Consider the following 24,780-nt stretch of genomic DNA (forward strand, 5'->3'; position numbering starts at 1 on the left):
ATCTGACTGGTTATCGGCGATGACTATCCCCAGAGATGGCGGACATATCATGCCCTAACACCGGGACTCGGGTCTCCGGCCACCCTCGCGTCAGCTGGCGGGTCCGGACACGCGCCGGCCGGAGCAGCATCGGCATTGCCGCTCCGCCGACCCTTGGAAGCTTGATGAACCCCCTCAGCAAATCCGAAATGCGCGGCCGCGCGAAGCGTGTATGGGGATTTGGAATCGAGGGAGCTCTGAAATGCGGTATCTGCACACAATGGTCCGGGTGACGGACCTCGAAGAGGCAATGGGCTTCTACTGCGGCAAGCTGGGGTTGGTGGAGGTGCGGCGGCGCGAAAGTGAGACGGGGCGATTCACGCTCGTCTATTTGGCCGCGCCCAAGGACCTGACCGACGCGAAGGCCTCCAACGCGCCGATCCTCGAACTCACCTACAACTGGGATCGCGAGGAATATGGTGGCGGCCGCAATTTCGGGCACCTAGCCTTTGAGGTCGACGATATCTACGCCTTCTGCACGAAGCTTGCGGATGGAGGCATCGTCATCAACCGGCCGCCGCGCGACGGCTACATGGCTTTCGTCCGCTCGCCCGAGGGAATATCCATCGAGCTTTTGCAGAAGGGCGAGAAACTTCCGCCGGCCGAGCCGTGGATCTCGATGCCGAACATCGGAAGCTGGTAACTGAAGCTGAGAGGCGGCGTGTTCGCGCGCCGGTTTCAAGCCACTTCGCTGGCTGAGATCTGTCTCCATCCAGAGAAAGCACCGATCCTGGGCTCTCCATCCAGAGCTGGTCAGGCTCCGGCTCATTCAGACCGCCTGCGGCCGGCTGTCAGCGGCCGCCCGCACGCGTGCTCTTAGGTTTTGCTGAGGTCTTGCCTTGTGTTTTTGGCGGTTTTCGTGGTGTGCGACCGAGCAATATAACTCGCTCGGCCATCGCAAAAGCATCGCAGCCAAAGACCCTAAGATGAGATCGATAATGATCGAGAAGAGCAGCTCCGCCGCAATCAAATGTCCGATTCCGCTGCATGAATTCGACAAATCCGACGGCATCAAAGGTCCGGCTCATGCGTTGCCGGGCGCCTGCTTCACCTCGAGCGAATTCTACGATTTCGAATTCAAGGCGGTCTGGGAGAAGGAGTGGTTCTGCATCGGCCGCGCCACGGACATTCCCAATAGCGGCGACTACTTCACGATCACTGTGGGCAAGGAGCCGCTGTTTGCCATTCGCGATGGTGCGGGCAACGTCAATGTGCTGACCAACGTGTGCCAGCATCGTGCCATGCTGCTTCTCGACGGGCACGGCAACACGAAGCGCATCCGCTGCCCGTTGCACTCATGGGTCTACAGCCTGGATGGCAATCTGCTTTCCGCGCCGGCGCTCAACGATGTCGACGACTTCGACAAGGGCGCCGTGTGTCTGCCGCGCATCCGCAGCGAAATCTGGGAAGGCTTCATCTTTATCACCTTCGATGAGAGCCTGGCCCCCGTCGGCGAGCGCCTTGCGCATCTCTCCGGGCAGTTGGCGAACTTCCGTATGTCGGAACTCTCCGCCGCTACGCCGTTGGAGATGATTCCCTATGACTGGGATTGGAAGATCTACGGCGACGAGTGCTACCACTGTACGCATCTGCATAGCGGCACCTGGTGCAACTTTTATCCGACGCCGGAAGACTGCATCGACGAGGACACCCACCTTTCCGATCCGGAACGCGGCATCATCGCCTATCAGCTGAAGAGCGAAGTGCTCGACCCCGCGCCGACGCGCACCGGCAAGATCCTGCATCCGCTGCTGCCTGATCTCACAAAGCTGGAGCGCTCTGGCCTGCAGTACGTCACGGTTATGCCGAACCTGCTGATCGTGACACAGTCGGACAAGGTGAAGTACTTCCTGTGGCTGCCACGCGGCCCGGAGCAATCCTATTTCGGTGTCTCCTGGCTATTCCCGAAGTCGACCCTGGAGGGGCCGAATTTCGCCGAAACAGCCGCCATGGAGAAGAACGACCTCGGGCCGGTGATGGAGGAAGACCTCTATGCTTGGAGCCGCAGCCAGGCAGGCTTGCGCTCGCGCTTCGCGCCGCGCGGACGTCTGTCGCCGAAGGAGAAGGTGATCGCCCAGTTCTACGGCTGGCTGATCGACCGCTACCGCGCCGCGTCGTGAGCGGAGTGCGTCGATGAACCAGATGAGCCCGATCGAAAAGGCCGCAGGCGAGAAGCCGGCCGCGATTTCGCTAGTCCTTGAGGTAACCGGACGCCGTTCGGTTGGCGAAGGAATTGAAGAGTTCACATTTGCAAGCGCCGACGGCGCGCCATTGCCAGCTTGGCAACCGGGCGCGCATGTCGAGTTCCTTCTTCCGCTAGCGGGCAGGACGGAAGGGCGGAGTTATTCCCTGCTCGGCAATTACTCTGATCGCCAGCACTGGCGCATCGCCGTGCAGCTGCAGCCGGAAGGGCAGGGCGGCTCGGTGTGGATGCACAAAAACGCAGTGCTCGGCGCAATGGTGCCCGCGATCGGCCCACGCCAAGCCTTCACTTTCTTGAAAGCCGAGCGTTATCTCTTCATCGCAGGCGGCATTGGCATCACGCCGCTTCTGCCGATGATTGCGGCCGTCTCGGCGCGCGGCAAATCGTGGGAGCTGGTCTATCTGGCGCGCAGCGAATCCCGCTTCGTCTATGCTGAGCAGCTGCGTGCCTATCCGGGCGGAAAGGTCCAGTTCTACGCGTCCGCTGAGCCCAATTTCGATCTGGCGGCAAAGCTCGAATCGCTGCTCGCCGGTACAGCCGTGCAAGCCTGCGGGCCGGCGCCGATGCTGGACGCTCTCGAAAAGCTGGCTGCGACTGCAAATGGGAGTTGGAGCCTTTCGATTGAGCGTTTCACCCCGCCCGAACTCGGCAATGGCGAGCGCACCTTCGAGCTGAAGCTGGCGCGCAGCAACAAAGTGCTGATGGTATCGGCCAACCGCTCGATCCTTGAGGTGCTGCGCGCGGAGGGCATCAAGATCGACTCGACGTGCCGCTCGGGCTCATGCGGCACGTGCGAGTGCGGCGTGCTCGAAGGCCGCATCGATCACCGCGACCAAGTGCTGACGCCGGCAGAGCGCGAGCGAGGCAACACCATGATGGTTTGCGTTTCCCGCGCCGCCGGCGATCGTCTCGTGCTCGATATCTAGGGGGAGTGCTTTCTCAATGATCAGAAAAGTGGTGGTGACAGGAGGATCCGGCCGAGTGGGGCGCTACGTCGTGCGCGAGCTGGCCAAGTCCTATGACGTGATCAACGCCGATCTTGTTGCCGACGACAGCGGCGTGCAGCATGAAACTGTGGACGTGATGGATCTCGATGCGCTGCGGCGTGTCTGCAAGGGCGCCGATGCGCTGGTGCATCTGGCCGCGATCGACTTCGACTGGAAGGCGGCGCCTGAGAAATATATCCGCGTTAACACGCTCGGCACTTGGCATGCGCTGCAGGCGGCGAGCGAGAACAATCTGTCAAAGGTTGTGCTGTGCTCCAGCATCTCGGCCTGCGGCCTTTCCGAAATGCGGCCCGAGTGGCGTCCGCATTATCTCCAGGTGAATGAGCGGCACGAGAATCGCCCTGTGCAGGCCTATAGCGTCAGCAAGCTGCTGATGGAGAAGATGGCGCTGAGCTTCGCGCAGGGAACGTCGATGAGCGTGCTGTCGCTGCGGCCGCTCGCGGTGGTGCTGCAGGAAACCTTCGCTCAGTATGTCGAGTTCGTCGAGGCACCCGATCGCAATTGGCTCTTCTATTACGTGACAGCCGAGGATGTCGCCCGCGCCTTTGCCGCCGCGTTGGTCTCTAATGTGCGGCAGGGCGAGTTCTTCCTGAGCGCAGCCGATACTTCGCGTCCCGAGCCGACGCTGGAGTGGTATGCCGACCGTTTCGGCGCGCTGCCCGAAATTCCCAATCCGCGCATCTTCGAACAGAACCCGCGCGCGTCGATCTTCTCGAGCGCGAAGGCACGCGACTATCTCGGCTGGGAACCCTCTTCCAACTATCTCGAAATGCGCAAGACTTTGACCAAGGAACAGACAGTATGACCAATGGTGTTCGCGCGGGCGTTGTTGATTGGACCGGTGACAATCCATTTGTCTATCTGAAGACGGACCCGTCAGGTGACTGGTCGAGCCTGTCTCTGTTCTTCCGCGTCGTCTTCTCCGACAAGGGGCGTGGCAACGTCATCCTCGTGCTCGAAAACCCCTACGATCCGGAGCGCGAAGGCCGCCGCGTGTGTCTGACCGATAATGTGCCGCTGGCGCACGACTTGATTGAGCGTTTCGTCAAGCGCTTCGGCCTGTTCCGCCCCGCGCATGCGGCGTTGGCCAAGATGGAGATCATCGGCGACGCGACCTTCAGTGTCAGCCACAGCTATCCGGGTTTTGCCACCGAGTACGCCGAGACCGCCGACGGCCGCAGCGCAAGCCTGACCTGGCGCGACCTGCAGACACCGTTTGCCGCCGACGTACCCGCCAACCAGACCCAAACGCTCGAGCACGTCATGCTGAGCATCTTCCAGCCGGCGTCTTCCGCCGAGGTGCGGGTTAACGGCGAGGTTCTGCCCGGTAGTACGGTGGAGCGCGACTTCTTCGGAGGCCGGGCGCAGTCGGCTGCATTGGCGCACAGCGAAACCTGGATCAAGGCTGAGTAGATGCACGGACAGCTCAACGACACCGGTCCGGCAACGGCCACTGCAAATGACGAGGCATTGAGGCGCGTCATCGCCACGCGTCCGCGCTGGGACGGCGTCGTGAAGATCGGCGACGTCGCTCCTCAGAAAAGCCCCTGCCTGTTCCATGCGGGCCCGGCGTACGACTCGGCCGAAGTCATTCCCGCGCCGGTGCGCAATTCGCTGGCGTTCGGCTGCCTGTATGAAGGCTGGGCAAAAAGCTGGGACGAGGCGGAAGCGCTGATCGCGGCCGGCGCGGTCGCGGTCGAACCGGCACAGGACCATGGCCTTCTCGTGCCGCTTGCAGGTGTGGCGTCACCGTCCATGGCAGCGGTCCGGATCAGCGATCCGGCCAGCGGTCGCGCACGCTATTGCGTGCTCAACGAAGGCGCCGATATCGCCACCCGCTTAGGACGGCGGGACGAGCGCCTAATGGATCAACACCGCTGGCTGAACGGCGAGCTTGCCGACTGGCTGACCGGTTGCCTGGCCGAACCGCTGGATGTGCTTCCGCTGATGCTCGAGTCCTTCAGTCATGGCGACGACGGCCACGCCCAAACCAGCGCTGGCTCCGGGCTCATCGCCAGCGCGTTGCGGCGGCGAGCCTTCGACACGCCGGGCCGCGTTTCGGAGTTTCTCAACGGGGCGGCCGCCTTCGCGTTGAACATATGGATGGCGTCGATTGCGCTTAAATCCAGCGCGGCGGAGGGAGTGGAGGGCTCGTCACTGGTGTCGCGCGCTGGCGGCAACGGCGTAACGTTCGGCTACGTGCTGGCCGGAGAGCCAGGCCGCTGGAAAATTTCGGACGCACTCAAGCCTGTCGGCACCGTCGATCCGCGCTTTGCCGGCAGCGGACCGACTGGCGCGCTTGGCGACAGCGCCGTGATCGACTTCTTCGGACTCGGCGGCATGAATCTTGCGACGGCGCCGGTCTTGGCAGCGAACCTGGCTGCTTATCTGCCCGACGACGCACTCCAGCGGGGTGCTGCCATCCTCGGCGGCAAGCATCCGGGGCTCGGTGGGCGCCTGGTCGGATGTCTGGCCGACCGAGCAGCAAAAGCTGGCAAGGGACCGATCATTCTACTTGGCATGATCGACGAGCGCGGCGAAGCGGGCCGGCTTGGCGGCGGCGTAGTGGATGTGCCGGGCTGCGTGTTTCAGACAACTTAGCCCATGTGGTGGGTGCTTTTTTTTTAAGCACGGAACCACTGGGAGGAGCCGGATCTTTGCGCTTCACACTCAAGCAACTTGAATACTTCCTGGCGGCTGCGGACGCCGGCAGCATCACCATTGCAGCGGCGCGAGCCCGGATATCGCAGCCTTCGATTTCGGCGGCCATCTCGTCGCTGGAAGCCGAGTTCGGCGTGAATCTATTCGTCCGCAATCCGGCGCAGGGCATCATCCTGACGGTTGCCGGTCAACGGCTGATGCGCGAGGTGCGGGACATCATCAACCGCATGGGCGGATTATACGTCGTTGCCAACGAGCTGAGCTCGGTGGTGCAGGGGCCGCTGTCGATCGGATGCTTGGTGACCGTCGCCCCGGTGATCCTGCCCAGCCTTCTGGAGCCTTTCCGTTCTGCGCATCCGGCGGTTCAGCTCGCGTTCGCTGATCTCGACCAGGCGGAGATCATCCGGCGCCTTCGGCTGGCCCAGATCGATGTCGCGCTGACCTACGACATGCAGCTGCCCAAGGACATCCGCTTCACCACGCTGGCGAACCTGCGGCCGCATGTGGTGGTGGCGCGCGATCATCCGCTTGCGCAGCACGAGGAGGTGCAGATCAGCGAGCTCGCGGAGTTCTCCTACATCATGCTCGACCTGCCACTCAGCCGCGAATATTTCCTCTCGGTCTTCGAGCAAGGTGGGGTGTCGCCCAACATCACCCAAGTCACGAAGAGTCCGGAGGTCGTGCGTTCGCTGGTGGCCAATGGCTATGGCGCGACCATACAGACGATGCTGCCGCGCTGTGAAATCGCGCTGGACGGCCACCCGCTGGTCAGCATTCCGCTAACCGGCAACATCTCACCCCTCGCGCTCGGCATGGCCACGCTCGAGCAGGGCGCGAGCACCGCGTCGGTGCGAACCTTCGAACAATACTGCGTGGACCGTTTCAAAGGGGGCGTTCCCGGCATGCGGACCCCCTGTGATGGCGGCGCTTAAATTCTGATGCAGGAGGGGGAACTGGATATCGCTGCTGAGCAAACGTCCGGACGCGAGCACATCGAACGCTGCCTCGCACGGATCGAGACTTTCGAACCCGAACTGCGTGCTTTCGTCGTGCGGGACGCCGAAGTGGCTCTTACTGAGGCTGCCGAGGTCAACGCGCGGGCAGACGCATCGCCGTTGGCTGGACTCGCGCTCGGGGTCAAGGACATCATAGATGCAACGCCCTATCCCACGGGGTGCGGTTCGCCGATCCATGCCGGAACCATGCCGGTACGCGACGCAGCGGCGGTGGCCCAGCTTCGTGCAGCCGGCGCGGTGGTGATGGGCAAGACGGTGACGACTGAATTCGCTTTCTTCTCGCCGGGGCCGACGCGCAACCCGTATGACGGCGCGCGCACACCCGGCGGCTCGTCGAGCGGCTCGGCAGCGGCAGTGGCCGTGGGCTTAATCGATGCCGGGCTCGGCTCGCAGACCGCCGCTTCAATTACGCGGCCGGCTTCCTTCTGCGGCGTCGTCGGCTTCAAGCCGAGTTACGGCACCTACAGCCTCGCCGGTGTCAAAGGTCTTGCGCCGTCCTTCGACACGCTGGGAGCGTTGAGCCGCGACGTCGCCACCATGGCGGCGGTGCACTCGGTTCTGGCCAATCCTATACCGGCGCTCCCGGTTACTGATCCTGCCACGCCCCGTCGTGTCGGCGTCTGCCGTACGCAATGGTGGAATAAGGCCGAGCAGGCTACGCGCGACGCAATCGCCGGTGCCGCGGCGGCATTCGCGACGGAGACCGAAGTCGAAGACGTGGACATGGCGAGCTTCGAGGATGCTGCTGATTTGCATGCGAGCATCATGGCATTCGAAGCGGCGCAGACGCTTGCCTGCGAGCTGGCCTCGGAACCTGACAGGCTGAGTCCCGTGCTGCGCGGCATGCTCGAAACCGGCACGCGCATCGGACGCGCCGAGCATGTGCGCAATCTGCGACGCGCCGAGGAGCTGCGGGCGCGTGTCCGGGATCTGACCGAACGTTATGACGTGTTGCTTGCTCCGGCTGCAGTGGGCGAGGCTCCGCTCGGTCTCGGCGCCACCGGGGATCCAATCTTCAGCCGCGCCTGGACGCTGCTACGGCTGCCGGCGATCACCTTGCCGGGATTTGTCGGGCCCGCCGGTTTGCCAGTCGGCGTGCAGCTGATCTCCGGCCTTCATGACGACGAACGCCTGCTCGCGCACGCCCTGTGGGCTGAGCGACTGCTGCCCCGGCTCGCGCCGCCTTCTCACTACTGATCTGCGTGACGGGCCCTCGGACACGCACACCGAATTCAGCGACCATTGAGGAATGCATATGACCAGTTACGCTAAGCACGATTGGGTTGCGCTCGCACAAAAGATCTCGCCCCGGACCGAGGCATTCATCAACGGTAAGTTCCAGCCGTCGGCGAGCGGGCGGACGTTCGACAGCATCAACCCGGCAACGGGACAGGTGCTCGGGCAGGTCGCGGCTTGTGGCGCCGAGGATGTCGACCGCGCGGTAGCGTCCGCCCGGACTGCTTTTGAGTCCGGCGTGTGGTCGCGCGCTGCACCGTCCGAACGCAAAGCCGTGCTGCTGCGGCTGGCCGACCTTTTGCGCACGCATCTCGATGAGCTGGCTCTGCTGGAAAGCCTCGACATGGGTAAGCTGGTGGTAGACGCCAGAACCTATGACGTGCCGGGTTCGGCAGATCTGTTCCAATGGTACGGCGAGGCCGTCGACAAGATCTACGACGAGGTTGCGCCGACCGATCCGGGAAATCTGGCACTGGTGCGCCGGCAACCGCTTGGCGTGATTGGCGCGGTTGTGCCGTGGAATTACCCACTCAACATCGCGACCTGGAAATGCGGACCCGCGCTCGCCGCTGGCAACAGCGTGGTGCTGAAGCCCGCCGAACAGTCGCCTCTGACAGCGCTGCGCCTGGCCGAACTTGCCATGGAGGCCGGCCTGCCCGCGGGTGTTCTCAACGTCGTTCCGGGCACTGGACCGGAGACGGGCAGGGCGCTCGGACTTCACATGGACGTCGACTGCTTGGCCTTCACCGGTTCGACGGCCGTGGGCAAGGCCTTCCTCGGCTATGCGGCGCAGTCGAACATGAAGCAGGTCTGGCTCGAATGCGGCGGCAAGTCGCCCAATCTGGTGTTCGAGGACGTGGAAGATATCGATACCGCGGCGGAGATGGCGGCGTTCGGCATCTTCTTCAACCAGGGCGAAATCTGCTCGGCAAATTCGCGGCTGTTGGTGCAGAACTCCATCAAGGACGAGTTCATCGAGAAGCTCAAGGAGAAGGCGGCGGGCTTCCGACCCGGTAACCCGCTAGACCCGGACTCCACCATGGGCGCAATCGTCGATGCCCGTCACACAGCGCGCATCGAGGGCGCCATCAAGGCGGCACGCGAGACCTCGCGTCTGGTGCTAGGTGGCGAGCGCATGACCATCGATGGCGGCGACTGCTTCATCGAACCGACCATCTTCGTCGACGTCGACCCGAAGGACCCGCTGTCGCGTGACGAGATTTTCGGACCAGTGCTGGCGGTGACAGGCTTCGACGACGAAGCCGAAGCCGTGACGCTGGCCAACGATACAATCTACGGCTTGGCCGCTTCGGTGTGGACCAGCAAGATCTCGCGCGCTCACCGCGTGGCGGAGGCGCTCAAGGTGGGCACTGTCTCGGTCAACACCGTCGACGCGTTCAGCGCGCAGACTCCGTTCGGCGGGGTCAAGCAGTCGGGCATGGGCCGGGACCTGTCGTTGCACGCGCTCGACAAATACACCGCGCTGAAGACGACCTGGATCAAGTTTTGATCGCAAATCGTTGCGCGCGGGCGATCAAATCGAGGCGAAATTCATCTGCTCAATGGCGATGTCAAACTGAGGAGGCTTCTCAGGGATTCATATTTGACCGTTGATCTGGATCAATACTGAATGAGCGTGCTGAAGGTGGGCGCTCATCAGGATAAAAAAATAGAGCAGCGCGAAGCGATTGCTCGTGACCTACGCTCGGGGGATGTCTGTCCAAAACTACAAGAACCGCACGGCTTCTTTTTCAAAGGTGAAACAAAGAACGATGCAGAATCCTCTCAAGTCGACGTTCACCCGTCGCACATTCTCGCTTGTCGCCGGCGCAATGGCCGGCGCCTTCATGCTTTCGTCGAGTGCCCTGGCGTTCACGCCGGAATCTTCGGATCCGATCAAGGTCGCTCAGCACGATTGGGCGGGTAGCGAGTTTAGCACGGCGCTGTTGGTGCGGTTGCTGAAGGAAGCGGGTTACAATGCCGAGCCCGTGACCATCGATGCGAGCTCTGTCTATACGGCGCTCGAGAATGGTGATGTCACTTTCCAGCCGGAGTCCTGGACCACGAGTCACCCGGAATTGCCGCCGCTGCTTAAGGCCGCCAAGATGACCAATGTCGGCGAAATCGGCCTTCTAGGCATGGATCGCTACTGGTATCCCGACTACGTCAAGGAACAGTGCCCTGGCCTGCCTGACTACAAGGCGCTGAAAGACTGTGCGAAGCTTTTCGCTACGCCCGAAACTGGCGGCAAGGGCCGCCTGCTGGCATTTCCCGAGGACTGGGGCGGGTTCGACGAGCAGCGTCTCGCCAGTCTAGGCTTGAACTTCGAGGTCGTGCACGCCGGTTCGGAAGCCGCGCTACTGGCGGAAGTGAAGTCGGCCGTCCAGCGCAAGGTTCCCATCCTTGCGTGGCTCTATGAACCACATTGGGCTCCCTTCGTCTTCAAGGGCGAATATGTGGAGCTGCCGCCTTATTCCGACGAATGCTTCGCAAACAAGAGCTACGCTTGTGAGAAGCCGAAGGGTCCGATCCTGAAGCTGGCCTGGAACGGCGCCAAGGAAAAGTGGCCGCACGCCTACAAGATCTTCGAGGCAGTCAAGCTCGACAACAAAGAATATGCCGAGGCGCTGATAGACATCAGCCTCAACGGCAAGAGCGTGCCTCAAGCCGTCGATACCTGGATGCAGAAGAACAAGGACCGTTGGACCGCCTGGCTCCAATAAGCGACGAAGAGTGCGGGTGGTGACATTGACCTATCAGCTTTCGATCTCACCACCCGTCCCTGCACCTGCGCGCGCATACAAGGCGCGGCAGGTTGGAATAGTCGCAAGCCTTCTGGTGATCGCCGCTATCTACATGCTGGCGCCATTCCTGCCGGCTTGGCTCGTGGCGTGGCCGCGCGAATACATCTTGCCGGCCGCGAAATACCTGAGCTCCGGACTGAAGTGGATTTCAGAGAGCCACATCGTCGGCGACGTGGCGCTCAAGGATTTAACCCGCTCGCTTTCGGCCGTCATCGAATGGCCGACCAAGATCATCCAGGTCGTCCTGGTCGATGGCATCTACAAGGGCTTCGGCTCCCAGCAGGTTACCATCGTGCCGCCGTTGTCATGGCTCGGGCTTTCGGTGGCCGCCGTGTTGCTCGGCTGGCGGCTGGCCGGTGCACGCCTCGCTTTTCTAACCGCGTTCAGCGCATGCTATCTGCTCGGCTTCGGCCTCTGGCGCAGCGCTATGCAGACCATATCGCTTCTCACCATTGCGGTGCCAATTGGTGCCGGACTTGGGCTTTGGCTCGGCATCATGCTGTGGCGCCGCCCGAAGATTCAGACACCGGCACTGCTGGCCTTCGACCAGCTGCAGACCATGCCGATCTTCGCCTATTTGGTGCCGCTTATTGTCTTCTTCGGACTCGGCTATTCCCCCGCCATCCTGGCAACCGTCATCTTCGCCGTGCCGACGATGATCCGTACCACGGTGGCGGGCCTCAACCTTGCGCAAAATTCGATTGGCGAACTCGCCCACTCGGTTGGCTGCAACCGGCGGCAGGAGCTGTGGACGATCCTCATTCCGACAGCGCAGGCCGAACTGCGCGTGGGCATCAATCAGATCGTGATGCTGTCGTTTTCCTGCACCGTGCTGGCCTCGATGGTGGGAACCAACGGGTTGGGCTACGACATTTTAGTTGCCCTTAGGCAGCTCAATATCGGCCGCGGCCTCGAGGCAGGCCTGGGCATCACGCTGATGGCGATCCTGCTCGACCGGTTTTTCCAGAGCTCGGTCAAACGCGCTAGCGGCCGCCGCATCGCGCTGCGGAATTTCCTGATCATCATCGGCGCGGTGCTACTGGTGCCGACGGCCGCGTCGCTGTTCGTGCCGCAGCTGGCCGTATTCCCGGCCGAATGGAATGTATCGACGGGCTCCTTTGCCGACAACATCGTGGAATGGACCAACGTCAATCTGTTCTGGCTGATGGACGGCATCAAGAACGGGCTACTGATCCATGTACTGATCCCGGTCAAGACCTTCATGGTTGGCATTCCATGGATCGTGGGCGTGCTGTTCGTTTCGCTGCTTGGCTATCTCATCGGCGGGTGGAGGCGGGCGCTGCTCGTGGGCTCGCTGATGCTCGCGATCGCGGCGGTTGGCCTGTGGCAGGTGACCATGCTGACGATCTACCTCTGCTCCGTCGCGGTGGTCACGGCTTCCCTGTTCGGCATTCCGCTCGGCATCCTTGCCGGCCGTAGCCGCACCGCCGCCGGCATCATCATGCCTATCGTCGATACGCTGCAGACGCTGCCAGCCTTCGTCTACCTCATCCCAGTGATCATGTTCTTCGGTGCCGGCGAATTCCCTGCGTTCGTAGCCATCACCGCCTATGCGATCTGCCCGGCTATTCGCTTCACCGAACTCGGCATCCGCGGAGTTCCGGAGTCGCTCAAGGAAGCGGGCACGCAGCTCGGCATGACCTCGCTGCAGCGGTTGTTCAAGATCGAGCTGCCAACGGCAGCGCCACAAGTGCTGCTGGGTTTGAACGGCACCATCGTCATGGCGCTGGCCATGCTGGTGGTCACCGCGCTCATCGGCACCAAGGACCTGGGCCGCGAGACGCTGAGCGCGCTGGCCAAGGTCGACCCCGGTCAGGGCCTCACAGGAGGCCTGGCGATCGCATGCCTGGCCGTGATCGCCAATCGCCTTGTGGGCGGGCTCGCCGAAATCCGCCTCGCCGCCCAGACACCCCGTTCCTAATCGTGATGGAATAGAGAATACATGACCTATCAATACATCATCGTCGGTGCCGGTTCGGCCGGCTGCGTGTTGGCGGAGCGTCTCAGCGCCGATCCGAAAAACCGGGTCCTACTGCTTGAGGCCGGTAACTGGGACCGCAAGCCGCTCATCCACATTCCGGCCGCGCTGCCGGCAGTGGCCCCGAACCTGAAGTTGAACTGGGGCTATTACACCGAGCCGGAGCCGCATCTTCACAACCGCTCGCTGTTCTGGCCACGCGGCAAGACGATCGGCGGGTCGAGTTCGATCAACGGTATGGTCTATACGCGCGGCAATGCCGGCGACTACGACCGCTGGGCCAATCTGGGTGCCGAGGGCTGGTCTCACCGGGAGGTGTTGCCCTACTTCAAGCGTGTCGAGGCCAATGAGCGGGGAGCCGGCCAGCATCATGGCGCGGACGGCCTGCTGCGGGTCACACGCGCGCGCCGTACGTCTGCATTGTGCGACATGTTCGTGGATGCCGGAAAGCAGGCCGGCTATAAGCTCAGCGACGATTTCAACGGCGAGGACCAGGAAGGCTTCGGCGATTTCGATGCAACCGTCTATCGCGGGCGGCGCTGGAGCACGGCGACTGCCTTCCTGCGGCGCGCGCGGGCACGTCGCAACCTTACCGTCATCACCGGTGCGCTGGCTTCGCGCGTTCTATGGAAAGGCTCGCGGGCGGTCGGCGTGGAGTATCGTCGCCGCAACAAGATCGAACAGGCGCATTGCGAAGGCGAGGTCATCCTGTCGGGCGGGACGATCAACTCTCCGCAACTGCTGCAGCTTTCGGGCGTCGGCCCAGCCGACCATCTGCGCAAACTAGGTATTCCGGTGGTGGCCGACCGCGCGCAGGTGGGAGAGAACCTGCAGGACCATCTGTGCGTCTGCCTGATGTCGCGGATCACCAAGCCAATCAGCCACTATCGCTGGCTGCATCCGGTTCGCGGCACGGCCGTGGCATTGCAATATGCAGCGACCCGGACCGGGCTCGCCGCGCAGGCGCCGCTGTCAACGGGGGCGTTCCTGAAGAGCAGTCCCGAGCTTCAATATCCCGACCTGCAATTGCATCTGACACCAGCGCTGGTTACCAGCCACGACAGCTCGTGGCCGAATGAGCACGGCCTGACCATCTACATCAATCACGGCTATCCGGCGAGCCGCGGCTCAGTGCGGGCGGCAAGCAGCGATGCCGGTATGCATCCGCGCATTTTCGCCAACTATCTCTCTGCACCCGGGGACCTGCCGATGCTGCGGCAGGGCGTGAAGATGACTATGGACGTTTTGGCGCAAAATGCCTTCGACGGGGTGCGCGGCACGGCGCTGACGCTGCGTCATGGTCCGGTTTCGGACGCTGAGATCGACGAGTTCATCCGCGCTCAGGCAGAGACCGTCTACCACCCCGTCGGCACCTGCCGCATGGGCAAGGACGACGACGCCGTCGTCGATCCTCAGCTGAAAGTGAACGGGGTCGAGGGCCTGCGCGTGGCCGACGCCTCGGTGATGCCCGCGCTGATCAACGGCAACACCAACGCCCCAACGATCATGATCGCGGATCGCGCCAGTGACATCATTCTTGGGATTGGCGAATACAGCAGATGACCGCATGAACAAGACCCAGACGAAACCGAAGCTATTGGTCCGTGGCCTATGGAAGATTTACGGCCCGGGTGCCGATTCCATCTTCGCGGGGAGGGAAACGCCACCGACGGACGAGGAGCTTCTCAAGCACAATCTGTTCGGTGCCGTCCGCGGCGCGTCCTTCGAGATCTGGCCGGGCGAGCTGATCACGGTGATGGGCCTGTCGGGCAGCGGCAAGTCGACTCTCGTGCGGACGGTCAGTCGTCTGATCGAGCCCACCTATGGCCAAGTGTGGATCGACGACGAGGACCTGCTGGCCGCCTCGCCCAAGCGCCTGATCGAGCTGCGCCGCCACCGTATGGGTATGGTGTTCCAGAACTACGCTCTGCTTCCGCACCGCACGGTGCTGGAGAATGTGGCGCTGCCCCTGGAGGTGCGCGGCGAAAGCAAGGCCAAGCGGGAGGAACGGGCGCGGCAGATGGTGGAGCTCGTGGGTCTCAAGGACCGCATCGAGCATTTCCCGACGCAGCTTTCCGGCGGCCAGCAGCAGCGTGTCGGCATAGCCCGCTCGCTTGCTGTCGACCCCGACATCTGGTTCCTCGACGAGCCTTTCTCGGCGCTCGATCCATTGATCCGCCACGAGCTGCAGGAGGAGCTGCTGCGGCTGCAGAAGATCGTCAAGAAGACGATCCTGTTCATCACGCATGACTTCGACGAGGCGATACGGCTGGCCAATCGCATAGTCATCATGGAAGGCGGCCGTATCGTCCAGATCGGCACGCCCGAGGACATCGTGCTCAATCCCAAGGATGATTACATCGCGAACTTCACCAAGAATGTGCGGCGCGCCAACGTCATCTCCATCGGGTCGCTGGCGAAGCCGATCGGTGACGTGACGGGCATCGGCACGACCGTGCCCGCGACGGCCAGGGTAATCGATGTGGCCGAGAAGGTGCTCGCGGCGCTCGGCCCGGTCGGCGTTGTGGACGCCACTGGAGCAGTGATCGGCGCAGTGACGCGCGAGGTTGTGATCGCCGTGCTGCTCGAACGGCCGGCCGGCGCTACAGCGGCCTGAACTGGAACAGGCATTTCCGTCACGTAGCGTTGCGTTCTCTAAGCCGGCTCATATCTTGCACTCTCAAGGACACCGCGGCGGCGGACCTACGCTCGAAGATGAGCTTGCGTGCTCCTCCCGCACTGACCTCTGGACAGGTTTCTCTGAGCCGGAAGGAGGAGCCTTCCTTCCGTTTACCTCGACGGTGATGTATGCCGTCGAAGCGGGCCGCGATTGTCATCCGCGGGGGCTATGGGGCTTCTGCAGGCCGACGAATGCCCGATGGCTTTCGAAACCCACGGCCTGAAATCACAGAACGACTCCTTCTGGCCCATCGCGTCAACTGATGGTTGTCTGCTTTCGAGTGCGTCTCGGACGCTATCGAGGCCAATCCGAACAACGGGGCTTTGGACGACCGGACGTCCGCTTTCTCGGCAAAGCTGCCTTCAGCGACTGTCGTCTTTGCCGAGATAGCGGACATCCAACGCTCGATCGCGAATACCAGTCATGTCGGTTCGTGGCGCGTCAGCTGCTCATCGGTAAGCGGACGTTGCTGGTTTGCAGCTATGGGCCACAAGCGGACGTTGATGGAATTTGAAAAACGTCGGGGTTGCCTAAATTCGGGCGCGATGATCGAAAGTCAGCCCTCTGCAAGTGGCAGGTGTTGCGGAGCGCGCAGGCAAGCCGTCGATTCGATGTATCCAATCCCGAAGGCTCGCGTTTGTGTATTGGCCTCCATTATCAACTAAAGCGGCGGCCGCCGCGACCGGCACCAAGGCGTAAGCCGAGGTAGCGCGATGCTGTTTGGGCGTTTTCAAGAGGTTGCGTTCGATGTTGGGCCTGTCTGTTCTTCAGTTGATCATCATCCCAAATACTTCGTCAATTAACTCGAAGGCGCGTCTTTCAATCTGCCGGGCATGGCTCTCGGCATAGACTGTCGCTTCTTGCAGTGCGAATTTATCTGGACCGGTCATCGATGTCCGGTACGCGGCCCACTGATGCAAAAGATCGCTCGATATCTCGGGGTGAAATTGAACTCCGACAGCCGATCCCTGGCGGAAAGCTTGGATCGTGTTCTGGTCGCTGGCAAAAATCTCAACGCCCTCAGGCAGAGTGATGGAATCGCCATGCCAGCGCAGCCAAGGACCTTCCCAGATTGAATTGACGGCGTGGTCGTTGACCATCCAGCCGCGATACCGATGGCCCATGGGCGCAACCGTTCCACCCAATGCCGTGGCCATCAGCTGCGCGCCGAAGCAAATGCCAAAAACGGGAACGGAGTTGGCCATGAGCCGCCGCATCAGAGCGCGCTGGCGCGCAATCCATTGAACATGCGTCTCATAGACCCCGCGACGAGAGCCGAGGAAGATGACGACATCATCGACAATGTGCGCAAGATCCGTCGTGACCACATCTTTCGGCGATAAGACTTGCCGGCAGGTCCAGCCTTTGGCGCTAATATATTTTTCGACCAATCCGGCAGGACCGTATGCACTGTTCTGAATAACAGTAACTTTCATAGTGCTCACTTGAATGTCGTTTGCGGGACGTCGTCGGTGTGACCTTCAGCGCCAAAGCTTACCGGTATCGAAGCGTTCGCCGCGAATTCGAAGATCGAAGATGTCGGGGCGATGGTAGTGTCCCGTCACGTCGAAGAGCTGGCGGTTTTCGTAAACTTCTTGGACGTCGATGGTGTGTGTGATGAGCCCCTCCAGGCCGACAGCCGGCGCGATAACGGTCGTTCCATCCGGCGCGACCAGCGATGAGCCCCCGTTAAAGATGACGTCATGGCCTTGAGCGATGAGTTCAGCTTTGAAAGGAAAATCATCGGGAATATCGCTCATTGAGAGCAATCCGTGCACGCTCAACGACCACACGCGTCCTTCGCGCGCCGTCGCGCCGACGATCCCCTCGGCCACGGCGGCATTGCCGGGCCAGAGGCTGATGTGGAGTTCCTCGCCACCGCTGTAGAGGGCGAAGCGCGCCATCGGCATCCAGTTCTCCCAGCAGCAGAGCCCGCCGACTTGGACGCCCGCGATGCGATGAGTCCGCAGCTGATGCGCGTCGCCGGGAGCCCAGCACAGCCGTTCGTCATGCGTCGGCATCAGCTTGCGATGTACGCCGAGCAAGCCCTCCTTCGCGTCGATCTTGAGCAACGAGCAGTAAAGCGTGCCACGCCCGATGCTGCTGCCACGTTCGTTGAAGCCGAGGAAAACGGAGACACCGTAATCGCGGGCGGCTTCAACGATCTGCTGCACTTCCGGAGAGTCCGCCTCCATCGAGGCTTCGAGGAAGCGGGCGTACGCATTGCTTTGCATCGGATTGCCGAACGACGCCGCGTCCGTTCGGCACAACCAAAAAGGATAGCCACTGACGAATGCCTCGGGAAAAGCGAGAAGATCGACCTTCTCGCTCGCCGCCTGCCGGATTGTATCGATGACCTTTGCAATAGTCGCAGGCTTGTTGAGCCACACGGGGCGGATCTGAGCAGCAGCGATTTTCAATACGGCCTCCTGGACGTGACACTTCGAAAGATTTGACGTCCAAGCTTAATACATCTCGAAATATTCCTTTTGCTCCCAATCGGTGACGGCTGCCAGAAAACGCCCAACCTCGTAATCTTTCAGCATGACCATATAATTCCAGAATTTTTCTCCGAGGGCCTCGCGAATGACCGCGTCTTTTCGAAATCCCTCGATGGCCTCCATCAGGCTACGAGGCAGGACGGGTGCATCAGCCAGGTACGCCGCCAATGCCGGCTTGCCCGGGTCTTTCTTCGTGGCCACCCCATCGAGTCCGGCGATGAGCTGCGAGGCTATGTAGAGATATGGATTGGCCGTCGGTTCACCGATCCTGTTTTCGACGCGGGAGGCCGGATCGCCCGGGCCACCGATCACGCGCACCATCGCACCGCGATTTTCGAGCGCCCATCCGGCTTTAAATGGCGCGAAGCCATCCGGCCGCTGCCGCTTGTAGCCATTGATCGTCGGCGTCGTCATGAGAGATGTTCCTGCCGCGTGCTGCAGAATACCGCCAACGTAGTTCATACCAAAGTCGGATAGCGGTCCCTCGCCATCCTCAGCCATGAAAATATTCGTCTTGTCCGCAATGCGCCGGATCGATTGGTGCATGTGCCAACCACTGGGAAATACATTCGGAATTTGCGGATGGGCCATGAATGTGGCGTGATAACCGTTGCGGCGGCATATCTGCTTAACAGCCGATCGAAAGAGCAGCGCGCTATCGGCGGCCTTCATAGCCGTCATCGGACTGAATGTTATCTCGCATTGGCCGGGGCCCCACTCATCCTCGACGGTCGCAAGCGGCAAACCGAGCGCCTCCAAATTGGATTGAAGCAGGCGCAGCACAGGATCGATCTCGTCCCCCCGGTTCTCGGTCAGATACTGATATCCATGCGACAGCATCGAGACGAGCGGCGGCTCCGGGGGGTATCCGCTTTCTTCGGGCTTTAAGCGCGCGTCTTCAAGCTTGAAGATATAGAACTCGAACTCAAGTCCGACGACCATCTCAAGGCCCTTCTCCTCCAACCGTTCGATCTGAGCGCGGAGGATCTGGCGCGTGGAAAGCGGGCAGGGCGTGCCATTCGAAAGGTAGGCATCGCTAATGATCCAACCGGTGTCGGGCGCCCAGGGCAAAACGTGAAACGTCAACGGATCGGGCACAAGGACGCCGTCCGGCAAGCCGATCATCTCGGGGATATTGAGATTATTGGAATCGCCGAAAGGCGTTACGATCGGATGGTTGGTCGTGTCGAAAATTGCGGTGACGAGCTGGAAATCCTTGCCGCTGCGCAAGCTCGACTTGAACTCGGCGGCCGTGACGGTTTTGCCGCGCACGATGCCGTGCTGATCGCCCCACCCGATGCGGACGTATTTTATGTTCTCAGCCTCGATCCGGGCGAGCACTTCTACAGCCGCGCGTTTCTGCTCCTCGCTCCAGAGCCCGTGATCTTCAATGAACTGTGGTTGTCTTACGGCCATTTTCCTGTCCCTCGATTGTGATCCGTGATCGTTCCTTGCTTCGGCGCGCGTCTCGCGCCGAAGCAACCAATTCCATCGTCCCATGTATTAGCTCTCGCCGCGTTGGGCGGCCGCAAGCGTTCCCTCAGGGATGCCCCGGTAGATCAGCCGCCCGATTTTCTCGAACTTGCCTGGGTCGGTCTTTTTGATAATGAGTGCGCCGGCGAGCCCAACGAGGAATATTCCGATATCGAGGGGGATGATCCACTCAGCGAAGGCGAAGCCGCCTCCTAGAAAATCCATGTTGGTGGCACACAGGTAGAGCGCGAACGTCTGCGATAGAAAGGCAAGCAAGGGTGCGACGAAGGTCGACCAGCGACCCGACTCTGCGGGATGATTTTTCTTAAAGTAGGCGATGACCGCAAGCGATACGATCGCCTGCGCAGCGAGCACGAGAACCGTGCCCATCAACGCCATCAAGCTGAACAGGCCCGCATAAGCATCTGTTTTCGGATCATCGGAGCCGATGAAGATCGCAAACGCCGCAATCACCAGTATCGCTAGAACCGACTGCACGAAGGAAGCAATGTACGGCGTTTTGTGAACGATATGTGTGCGGGCCAAAGCCTTGGGAAGGACGCCTTCACGTCCCAGTGCGTAAAGATACCGAGCTGCTGTGTTGTGGAACGCCATGCCGCAAGCGAATGAGCTCGTGAGCACCAGATAGCTCATCAATGATGTCGTCCAAGGCCCAATCAGTTTCGCAGCGGGATCGAAGAAAAACGTCGCGGAGTTATTCTGCGCGGCATCGATCAACGAATGAAAGTCGGGGTATGCTGAAACCACAGCCCATGATGTGATCGTGTAAAAAATGCCGAGTGAGAGCACCGAAACGTAAAGCGAAATCGGCACGATCTTTTTCGGGTTGATCGATTCTTCGGCATAGTTGGGCGCCATCTCAAAGCCGACCCACGACCAGAAGGCGAAGAACAGGCCGATACCGGCTGCGCCGCCAAGCAGCTTCCCGTCGGCGGGGAATCCTTGGAACGCCGCAAGGGGATTGAGAGCCGCCATCGATGCGGTCACGCCGTTCCCCGAATGCGCGAAAACTCCGACGTCGAAGATGACGAGAATAAACACCTCTGCGACCAGTGCGATGCCGAGCAATGCAGCCGAGATCTGCACCTCGAAATATGTCAGCAGCGAAATCAGGGCGACCATCCCTATCGCGATCGGCGCCCAGGGAACGTTGACACCAAAGAGTTCGGCCAGCTTCAGGTTCATGAAGTAGGCAAGGCCGCCTGCGAGTGCCGGCTCGAAAATGGCATAGGCAGCGACGGCGCAGAAGCCGAACGCCATGCCCATTTCCCGGCCGAGCCCATGACTGATGAACGAATAGAAACCACCGACTGCCGAGACCTTTGAAGCCATCGCGGCGTAGCCGATGGAGAAGAGCAGCAGGATGAGGGTCGCGACCAGAAACGCGGCGGGTGCGCCGATACCGTTCCCGTTACCGACCACAATCGGAATGTTGAGCAAGCTCGCCGTGATGGGTGCAGCGCCCGTCAGTGTCATGAAGAGGACGCCGATCAAGCCAACTGCCCTGGGCTTGAGAAGGTGAACGTTCTTTTGTTGGGTGACGTCGAACGTCGAACTATCCGCAGGCCGGACGGCGACCGTGCTTCCCCTGGTGGTCGAATGCATCTGCTGTCTCCTGATTGACCCCGAGATCCTCGCTGGAAGCCGACGCCTTTCTGGGTGCCGGCTTTCATCAGGCGCATTGCAACCATCGTACCAAATAGAACAAGTCTGGCGATATGTCCGACCGTATGTTCTATAAGTAACAGAATTCCTGTACCAAATTGAACAATAAAAATACGTGGTTCGCGCAATTAATCTCTGCATGGGCTGATCTTAACGGCCTAATCGAGGCAGCGCTGCACGAAATCTGGGCGTAAAAAGCTAAATCTGCTGTACTATTTGGCACAGCTTTCACATTGTGCCGTACCCATGCAGCTGATAGCCCGCAGGAGCTGCGATACCATCCGAGGATCCATGACAGCGTCGCCGCACACCGTAGCTGAAATGATTAGACGGCAGCTCGAAGGGCTGACCCCAACCGAGCGGAAAGCCGCGCTCGTTCTGCTTGGCAACTACCCTGTTCCGGGGTTGCAGACCGTCGCGCAGTTTGCCAAGCAAGCCGAGGTGAGCAATCCCACGATTTTGCGTCTCATCTCGAAATTAGGGTTCAGCGCTTATGCCGATTTTCAGCAGCGCCTCAGAGACGAGCTCGAGGACCGGCTGCGTTCGCCGCTGACGAAAGACGTGCGTCCGAGTGAAGTGACTGATGGCGAAGACGCTACTGCCTACTCCGCCTACTGGGCTTCCGTGACCGAAGCCATGTCGGCGTCCCGACATCTCATTCGCCCGTCCGAATTCGACGGCACTATTGCGCTTCTTTCCGATGGACGCCGACCAGTCACCATCTTAGGCGGCAGGCTAACGTCGAGCTTGGCCATGCAAATGTATCTGCATTTGCGCGAGCTTCGTTCTGACGTGCATTTGATCCAAAGCCAGACGGGCTCCTGGGCCGAGCATCTGCTGGATGTGAATTCGTCTCATACCTTCGTGATCTTCGATATTCGCCGCTATCAAGACGATGTCGTCCGTATGGGCCAGGAAGCGTCGGCGCGAGGCGCCAAGCTCATACTGTTCACGGACGAATGGCTGTCTCCGCTTTCGGCGGTCGCAAAGCACGTCTTCGCGCTACGAATAGCCGTCAATTCGAACTGGGATTCTTTTGCCCCCCTCTCCGCGTTGATCGAGGCCATGATCGCGCGTTTGAGCGCGCTCCGCTGGCCCGAAATCAAAATGCGCATAGAGGAGCTGGAAGCAGCACGTCGAAAACTAGATTTGTAAGATGGCGAATTTTCTGGCCAAGCCAGCATGAATGTCTGCACTGGGTCAGGAACAGACGTGGGGTGTGGAGTTGCCGAAGTTCTGCTTATTCCTCCTTAGCGGAACCCCCATTGGAGATTACGTAAAACGGGCGAAGCCTGTGACCACTCCTGACGATCATCGACTTCTCTCGACGACGTCAAAGTGTAAAACCCTGCTCGGCGGCCGCTTTTTTGCCGACAACCAAGGCTTCTGCCTGACGCAACGCGATTCGAAACGATCTCGTCTGGACGGTACTCGCCTTCCTTATGATCCTACCAATGAGGCGCGCACTGGCTGCGTCTGGAATTTATACCTACGTTTGGCATCGTCCGTTGTTTGACATCGCGCTTTACGTGGTCACTGTCGGTGTCGTTGTTGCAACAGCGAGATCCCTGCAATGACAAATCTCTCCTTGCGGAACATTCCTCGCGGTGCTGTCGGCGCGCTCGCGCCGTGGACGCGCATCCGCGCCGACGTCGTCGCCGTGGCTCCCGATGTGTCGGGTCTAGTGACCGAGGTGCTCGTCAGAGACAACGATAAGGTCAAGGCCGGCGATGTACTGTTTCGTGTCGATCCCGGCTCGATGCCGATTATGTGCGGTACACGAATTTGAGCTTCGCAACAGAAAAAAGAAGCGGCCAAATCGGCTGAAACCGCCTATTCTTACCCATGTGGCAAAGCATCTAAAAGGGATAGGCGCCCTGCTCATGCCGGATGGTCACCCAATGGTCTCTAGTGAACTCGTGAATGATCCACTCGCCCCCAAATCGCCCGATACCGCTGTTCTTCTCGCCTCCGAACGGACCGGTTGGCGTGTCATCCACGCTGTGGTCGTTGACGTGGGTCATGCCGGCCTGCACGCCCAGTGCAAATTTCAGCCCGCGCTCTTCGTCGCGAGTGAATACAGCACTTGAAAGACCGTACTGAGTGTCGTTCGCAACCAGCAACGCCTCAGCTTCCCCACTCACCTTGATAATCGACACGATCGGACCAAACATTTCGTCCTGCGCGACCTGCATGTCGTTCTTGACATCGACGAAGACATGCGGCGGCAGTACCTGCCCCTCCGGCTTTCCGCCGACCAACTGATGCGCTCCGGCGGCGCGAGCGCCTTCTATGTGCGCAATGTGCGCTTTCAGTTGCTTTTGGTTGATGACCGGACCGATGGAGACCGCAGGGTCCTTGGGATCCCCGTACTTCAGCGTTTTTACATGCGTCGTGAATTGATCGACGAATTCGTCGTACACCTTGGCATCGACGATGATGCGGTTCGTGCTCATGCAGATCTGGCCTTGATGCAGGAATCTGCCAACAACGCTGGCGCGCGCGGCATGCTCGACATCGGCGTCATCCAAAACGACACAAGGCGCGTTGCCGCCGAGTTCCAGCGCGACCCGCTTAATCTGAGGACCGCTCATTGCGAGTCCTCCGATGTGCCGACCGACGCGTGTGGATCCGGTAAACGAGATAAATTTGGGAACCGGGTGCAAAGTGAACTGATCGCCTATCTCGTCAATGGGCCCTATCACGACGTTGAGTAGGCCAGGAGGCAGGCCCGCTTCCTCATAGATTTTCGCGATCAGTAGTCCGCCTGTCACGGGCGTATCTTCGGCGGGCTTGAGAACGACTCCATTACCAAGAGCCAATGCAGGGCCGACAGAACGATTGGACAGGTGCATGGGAAAGTTCCACGGGCTGATCACGCCGATCACACCAAGAGGCTGACGGTATGCCCGGCTCTCCTTCCCTGGTTCGTCAAGGGGGAGTATCCGGCCTTCGACCCGATAGGGGAACGATATGGCCTCCCGCGTCATGGCACAAACGGACTGCCACTCTAGCTCCGCCTTGACGTGAGTGCTGCCCGATTCCCGGATCAGCCAGTCCACGATCTCCTCGTGGCGTGCTTCCATGATGCCGAGGGCGCGGATCATCACGGCGGATCGTTCTGAAGGCAGCGCCGCCGCCCATCCGATCTGCGCTTTTGCAGCGGACTGGTAGGCGTCGTCGAGATCATCCTTATTCGCCATGGAGATCTCGACGAGAGTTTCCCCCGAGTACGGGTCTGTGTCTCTCTCTGTTCCGCCCTGTCTGCCGGCTCGCCAGGAGCCGCCGATGTATTGCCCGTCGAAACCTGCGTAACGCGGCGGCGCTGCAGGAGACGCATTCGTCTGTGAAGTCTGCGATCCCCTGGGGACATTCTTGGCGGCTGTTGACATATACTTCTCCACTGCAGTAGCGCGCATGCGGAACAGAATTTCCTCCGCGTGACGGGGCCTGAAAAGCGGCATTGGGACGGCCC

At 60.8% G+C, this 24,780-nt stretch carries 20 protein-coding genes and 1 pseudogene; 16 read left to right on the plus strand and 5 right to left on the minus strand.

Features of this window, described 5'->3' with window-relative positions:
• Window positions 1–241 precede the first annotated feature (241 nt).
• From G359_RS08385 to G359_RS08445, 13 genes are all read left to right on the plus strand, one after another.
• Window positions 242–682 (plus strand): VOC family protein, encoded by a 441-nt coding sequence (locus G359_RS08385; protein WP_045835750.1) that lies wholly within the window; start codon window positions 242–244, stop codon window positions 680–682.
• 295 nt (window positions 683–977) lie between these two features.
• Window positions 978–2,159, plus strand: a complete 1,182-nt coding sequence (locus tag G359_RS08390) for an aromatic ring-hydroxylating oxygenase subunit alpha (RefSeq protein ID WP_045835751.1) — start codon at window positions 978–980, stop codon at window positions 2,157–2,159.
• A gap of 13 nt (window positions 2,160–2,172) precedes the next feature.
• Window positions 2,173–3,168, plus strand: a complete 996-nt coding sequence (locus G359_RS08395; protein WP_052699264.1) for a PDR/VanB family oxidoreductase — start codon at window positions 2,173–2,175, stop codon at window positions 3,166–3,168.
• A gap of 16 nt (window positions 3,169–3,184) precedes the next feature.
• Window positions 3,185–4,054, plus strand: coding sequence for an NAD-dependent epimerase/dehydratase family protein (locus tag G359_RS08400; RefSeq protein WP_045835752.1), 870 nt, complete (start codon window positions 3,185–3,187; stop codon window positions 4,052–4,054).
• Window positions 4,051–4,662 (plus strand): hypothetical protein, encoded by a 612-nt coding sequence (locus G359_RS08405; protein ID WP_045835753.1) that lies wholly within the window; start codon window positions 4,051–4,053, stop codon window positions 4,660–4,662. Before G359_RS08400 ends, G359_RS08405 begins: the two co-directional genes overlap by 4 nt.
• The gene (locus tag G359_RS08410; RefSeq protein WP_052699265.1) at window positions 4,663–5,850 is read left to right on the plus strand and encodes an oxamate carbamoyltransferase subunit AllG family protein; all 1,188 of its coding nucleotides are present in this window, start codon (window positions 4,663–4,665) and stop codon (window positions 5,848–5,850) included.
• Between the two features lie 56 nt (window positions 5,851–5,906).
• Window positions 5,907–6,842 (plus strand): LysR family transcriptional regulator, encoded by a 936-nt coding sequence (locus tag G359_RS08415; RefSeq protein WP_045835754.1) that lies wholly within the window; start codon window positions 5,907–5,909, stop codon window positions 6,840–6,842.
• A 6-nt stretch (window positions 6,843–6,848) separates the two neighbouring features.
• The gene (locus tag G359_RS08420; protein WP_045835755.1) at window positions 6,849–8,123 is read left to right on the plus strand and encodes an amidase; all 1,275 of its coding nucleotides are present in this window, start codon (window positions 6,849–6,851) and stop codon (window positions 8,121–8,123) included.
• A gap of 58 nt (window positions 8,124–8,181) precedes the next feature.
• Window positions 8,182–9,672, plus strand: a complete 1,491-nt coding sequence (locus tag G359_RS08425) for an aldehyde dehydrogenase (protein WP_045837815.1) — start codon at window positions 8,182–8,184, stop codon at window positions 9,670–9,672.
• A 262-nt stretch (window positions 9,673–9,934) separates the two neighbouring features.
• Complete coding sequence (locus G359_RS08430) at window positions 9,935–10,885, plus strand: ABC transporter substrate-binding protein (protein WP_045837816.1); 951 nt, start codon at window positions 9,935–9,937, stop codon at window positions 10,883–10,885.
• Between the two features lie 25 nt (window positions 10,886–10,910).
• Window positions 10,911–12,908, plus strand: a complete 1,998-nt coding sequence (locus G359_RS08435; protein WP_156150714.1) for an ABC transporter permease — start codon at window positions 10,911–10,913, stop codon at window positions 12,906–12,908.
• Window positions 12,909–12,929: 21 nt separating this feature from the next.
• A complete protein-coding gene (locus tag G359_RS08440) occupies window positions 12,930–14,528 on the plus strand; it encodes a GMC family oxidoreductase (RefSeq protein WP_045835756.1) in 1,599 nt (532 codons plus the stop codon).
• 4 nt (window positions 14,529–14,532) lie between these two features.
• Complete coding sequence (locus G359_RS08445; RefSeq protein WP_045835757.1) at window positions 14,533–15,582, plus strand: quaternary amine ABC transporter ATP-binding protein; 1,050 nt, start codon at window positions 14,533–14,535, stop codon at window positions 15,580–15,582.
• A gap of 830 nt (window positions 15,583–16,412) precedes the next feature.
• Here the strand turns inward: G359_RS08445 and G359_RS08450 are convergent.
• From G359_RS08450 to G359_RS08465, 4 genes are all read right to left on the minus strand, one after another.
• Window positions 16,413–17,081: a type 1 glutamine amidotransferase gene (locus G359_RS08450; protein ID WP_045835758.1), complete on the minus strand. Its 669-nt coding sequence runs from the start codon at window positions 17,079–17,081 to the stop codon at window positions 16,413–16,415.
• 45 nt (window positions 17,082–17,126) lie between these two features.
• Window positions 17,127–18,065 (minus strand): carbon-nitrogen hydrolase family protein, encoded by a 939-nt coding sequence (locus G359_RS08455; RefSeq protein WP_045835759.1) that lies wholly within the window; start codon window positions 18,063–18,065, stop codon window positions 17,127–17,129.
• 45 nt (window positions 18,066–18,110) lie between these two features.
• Window positions 18,111–19,562 carry a glutamine synthetase family protein gene (locus G359_RS08460; protein WP_045837818.1) on the minus strand — a complete coding sequence of 484 codons (1,452 nt, stop codon included), beginning with the start codon at window positions 19,560–19,562 and terminating at the stop codon, window positions 18,111–18,113.
• Between the two features lie 87 nt (window positions 19,563–19,649).
• On the minus strand, window positions 19,650–21,245 hold the full coding sequence (locus G359_RS08465) for an APC family permease (RefSeq protein WP_045835760.1): 1,596 nt from the start codon (window positions 21,243–21,245) through the stop codon (window positions 19,650–19,652).
• A 351-nt stretch (window positions 21,246–21,596) separates the two neighbouring features.
• Here G359_RS08465 and G359_RS08470 point away from each other — a divergent pair, with 351 nt between their 5' ends.
• From G359_RS08470 to G359_RS08475, 3 genes and pseudogenes are all read left to right on the plus strand, one after another.
• Window positions 21,597–22,460 (plus strand): MurR/RpiR family transcriptional regulator, encoded by an 864-nt coding sequence (locus G359_RS08470; protein ID WP_045837819.1) that lies wholly within the window; start codon window positions 21,597–21,599, stop codon window positions 22,458–22,460.
• 248 nt (window positions 22,461–22,708) lie between these two features.
• Window positions 22,709–22,882: a DUF1656 domain-containing protein gene (locus G359_RS19995; protein ID WP_245280124.1), complete on the plus strand. Its 174-nt coding sequence runs from the start codon at window positions 22,709–22,711 to the stop codon at window positions 22,880–22,882.
• Between the two features lie 47 nt (window positions 22,883–22,929).
• Window positions 22,930–23,058, plus strand: a pseudogene (locus tag G359_RS08475) (biotin/lipoyl-binding protein); the annotation flags it as partial.
• 106 nt (window positions 23,059–23,164) lie between these two features.
• Here G359_RS08475 and G359_RS08480 read toward each other — a convergent pair.
• On the minus strand, window positions 23,165–24,724 hold the full coding sequence (locus G359_RS08480) for an aldehyde dehydrogenase family protein (protein ID WP_371199047.1): 1,560 nt from the start codon (window positions 24,722–24,724) through the stop codon (window positions 23,165–23,167).
• Window positions 24,725–24,780: the final 56 nt, after the last annotated feature.

It is taken from the genome of Hyphomicrobium sp. 99 (assembly GCF_000384335.2).
Lineage (GTDB): Bacteria > Pseudomonadota > Alphaproteobacteria > Rhizobiales > Hyphomicrobiaceae > Hyphomicrobium_B.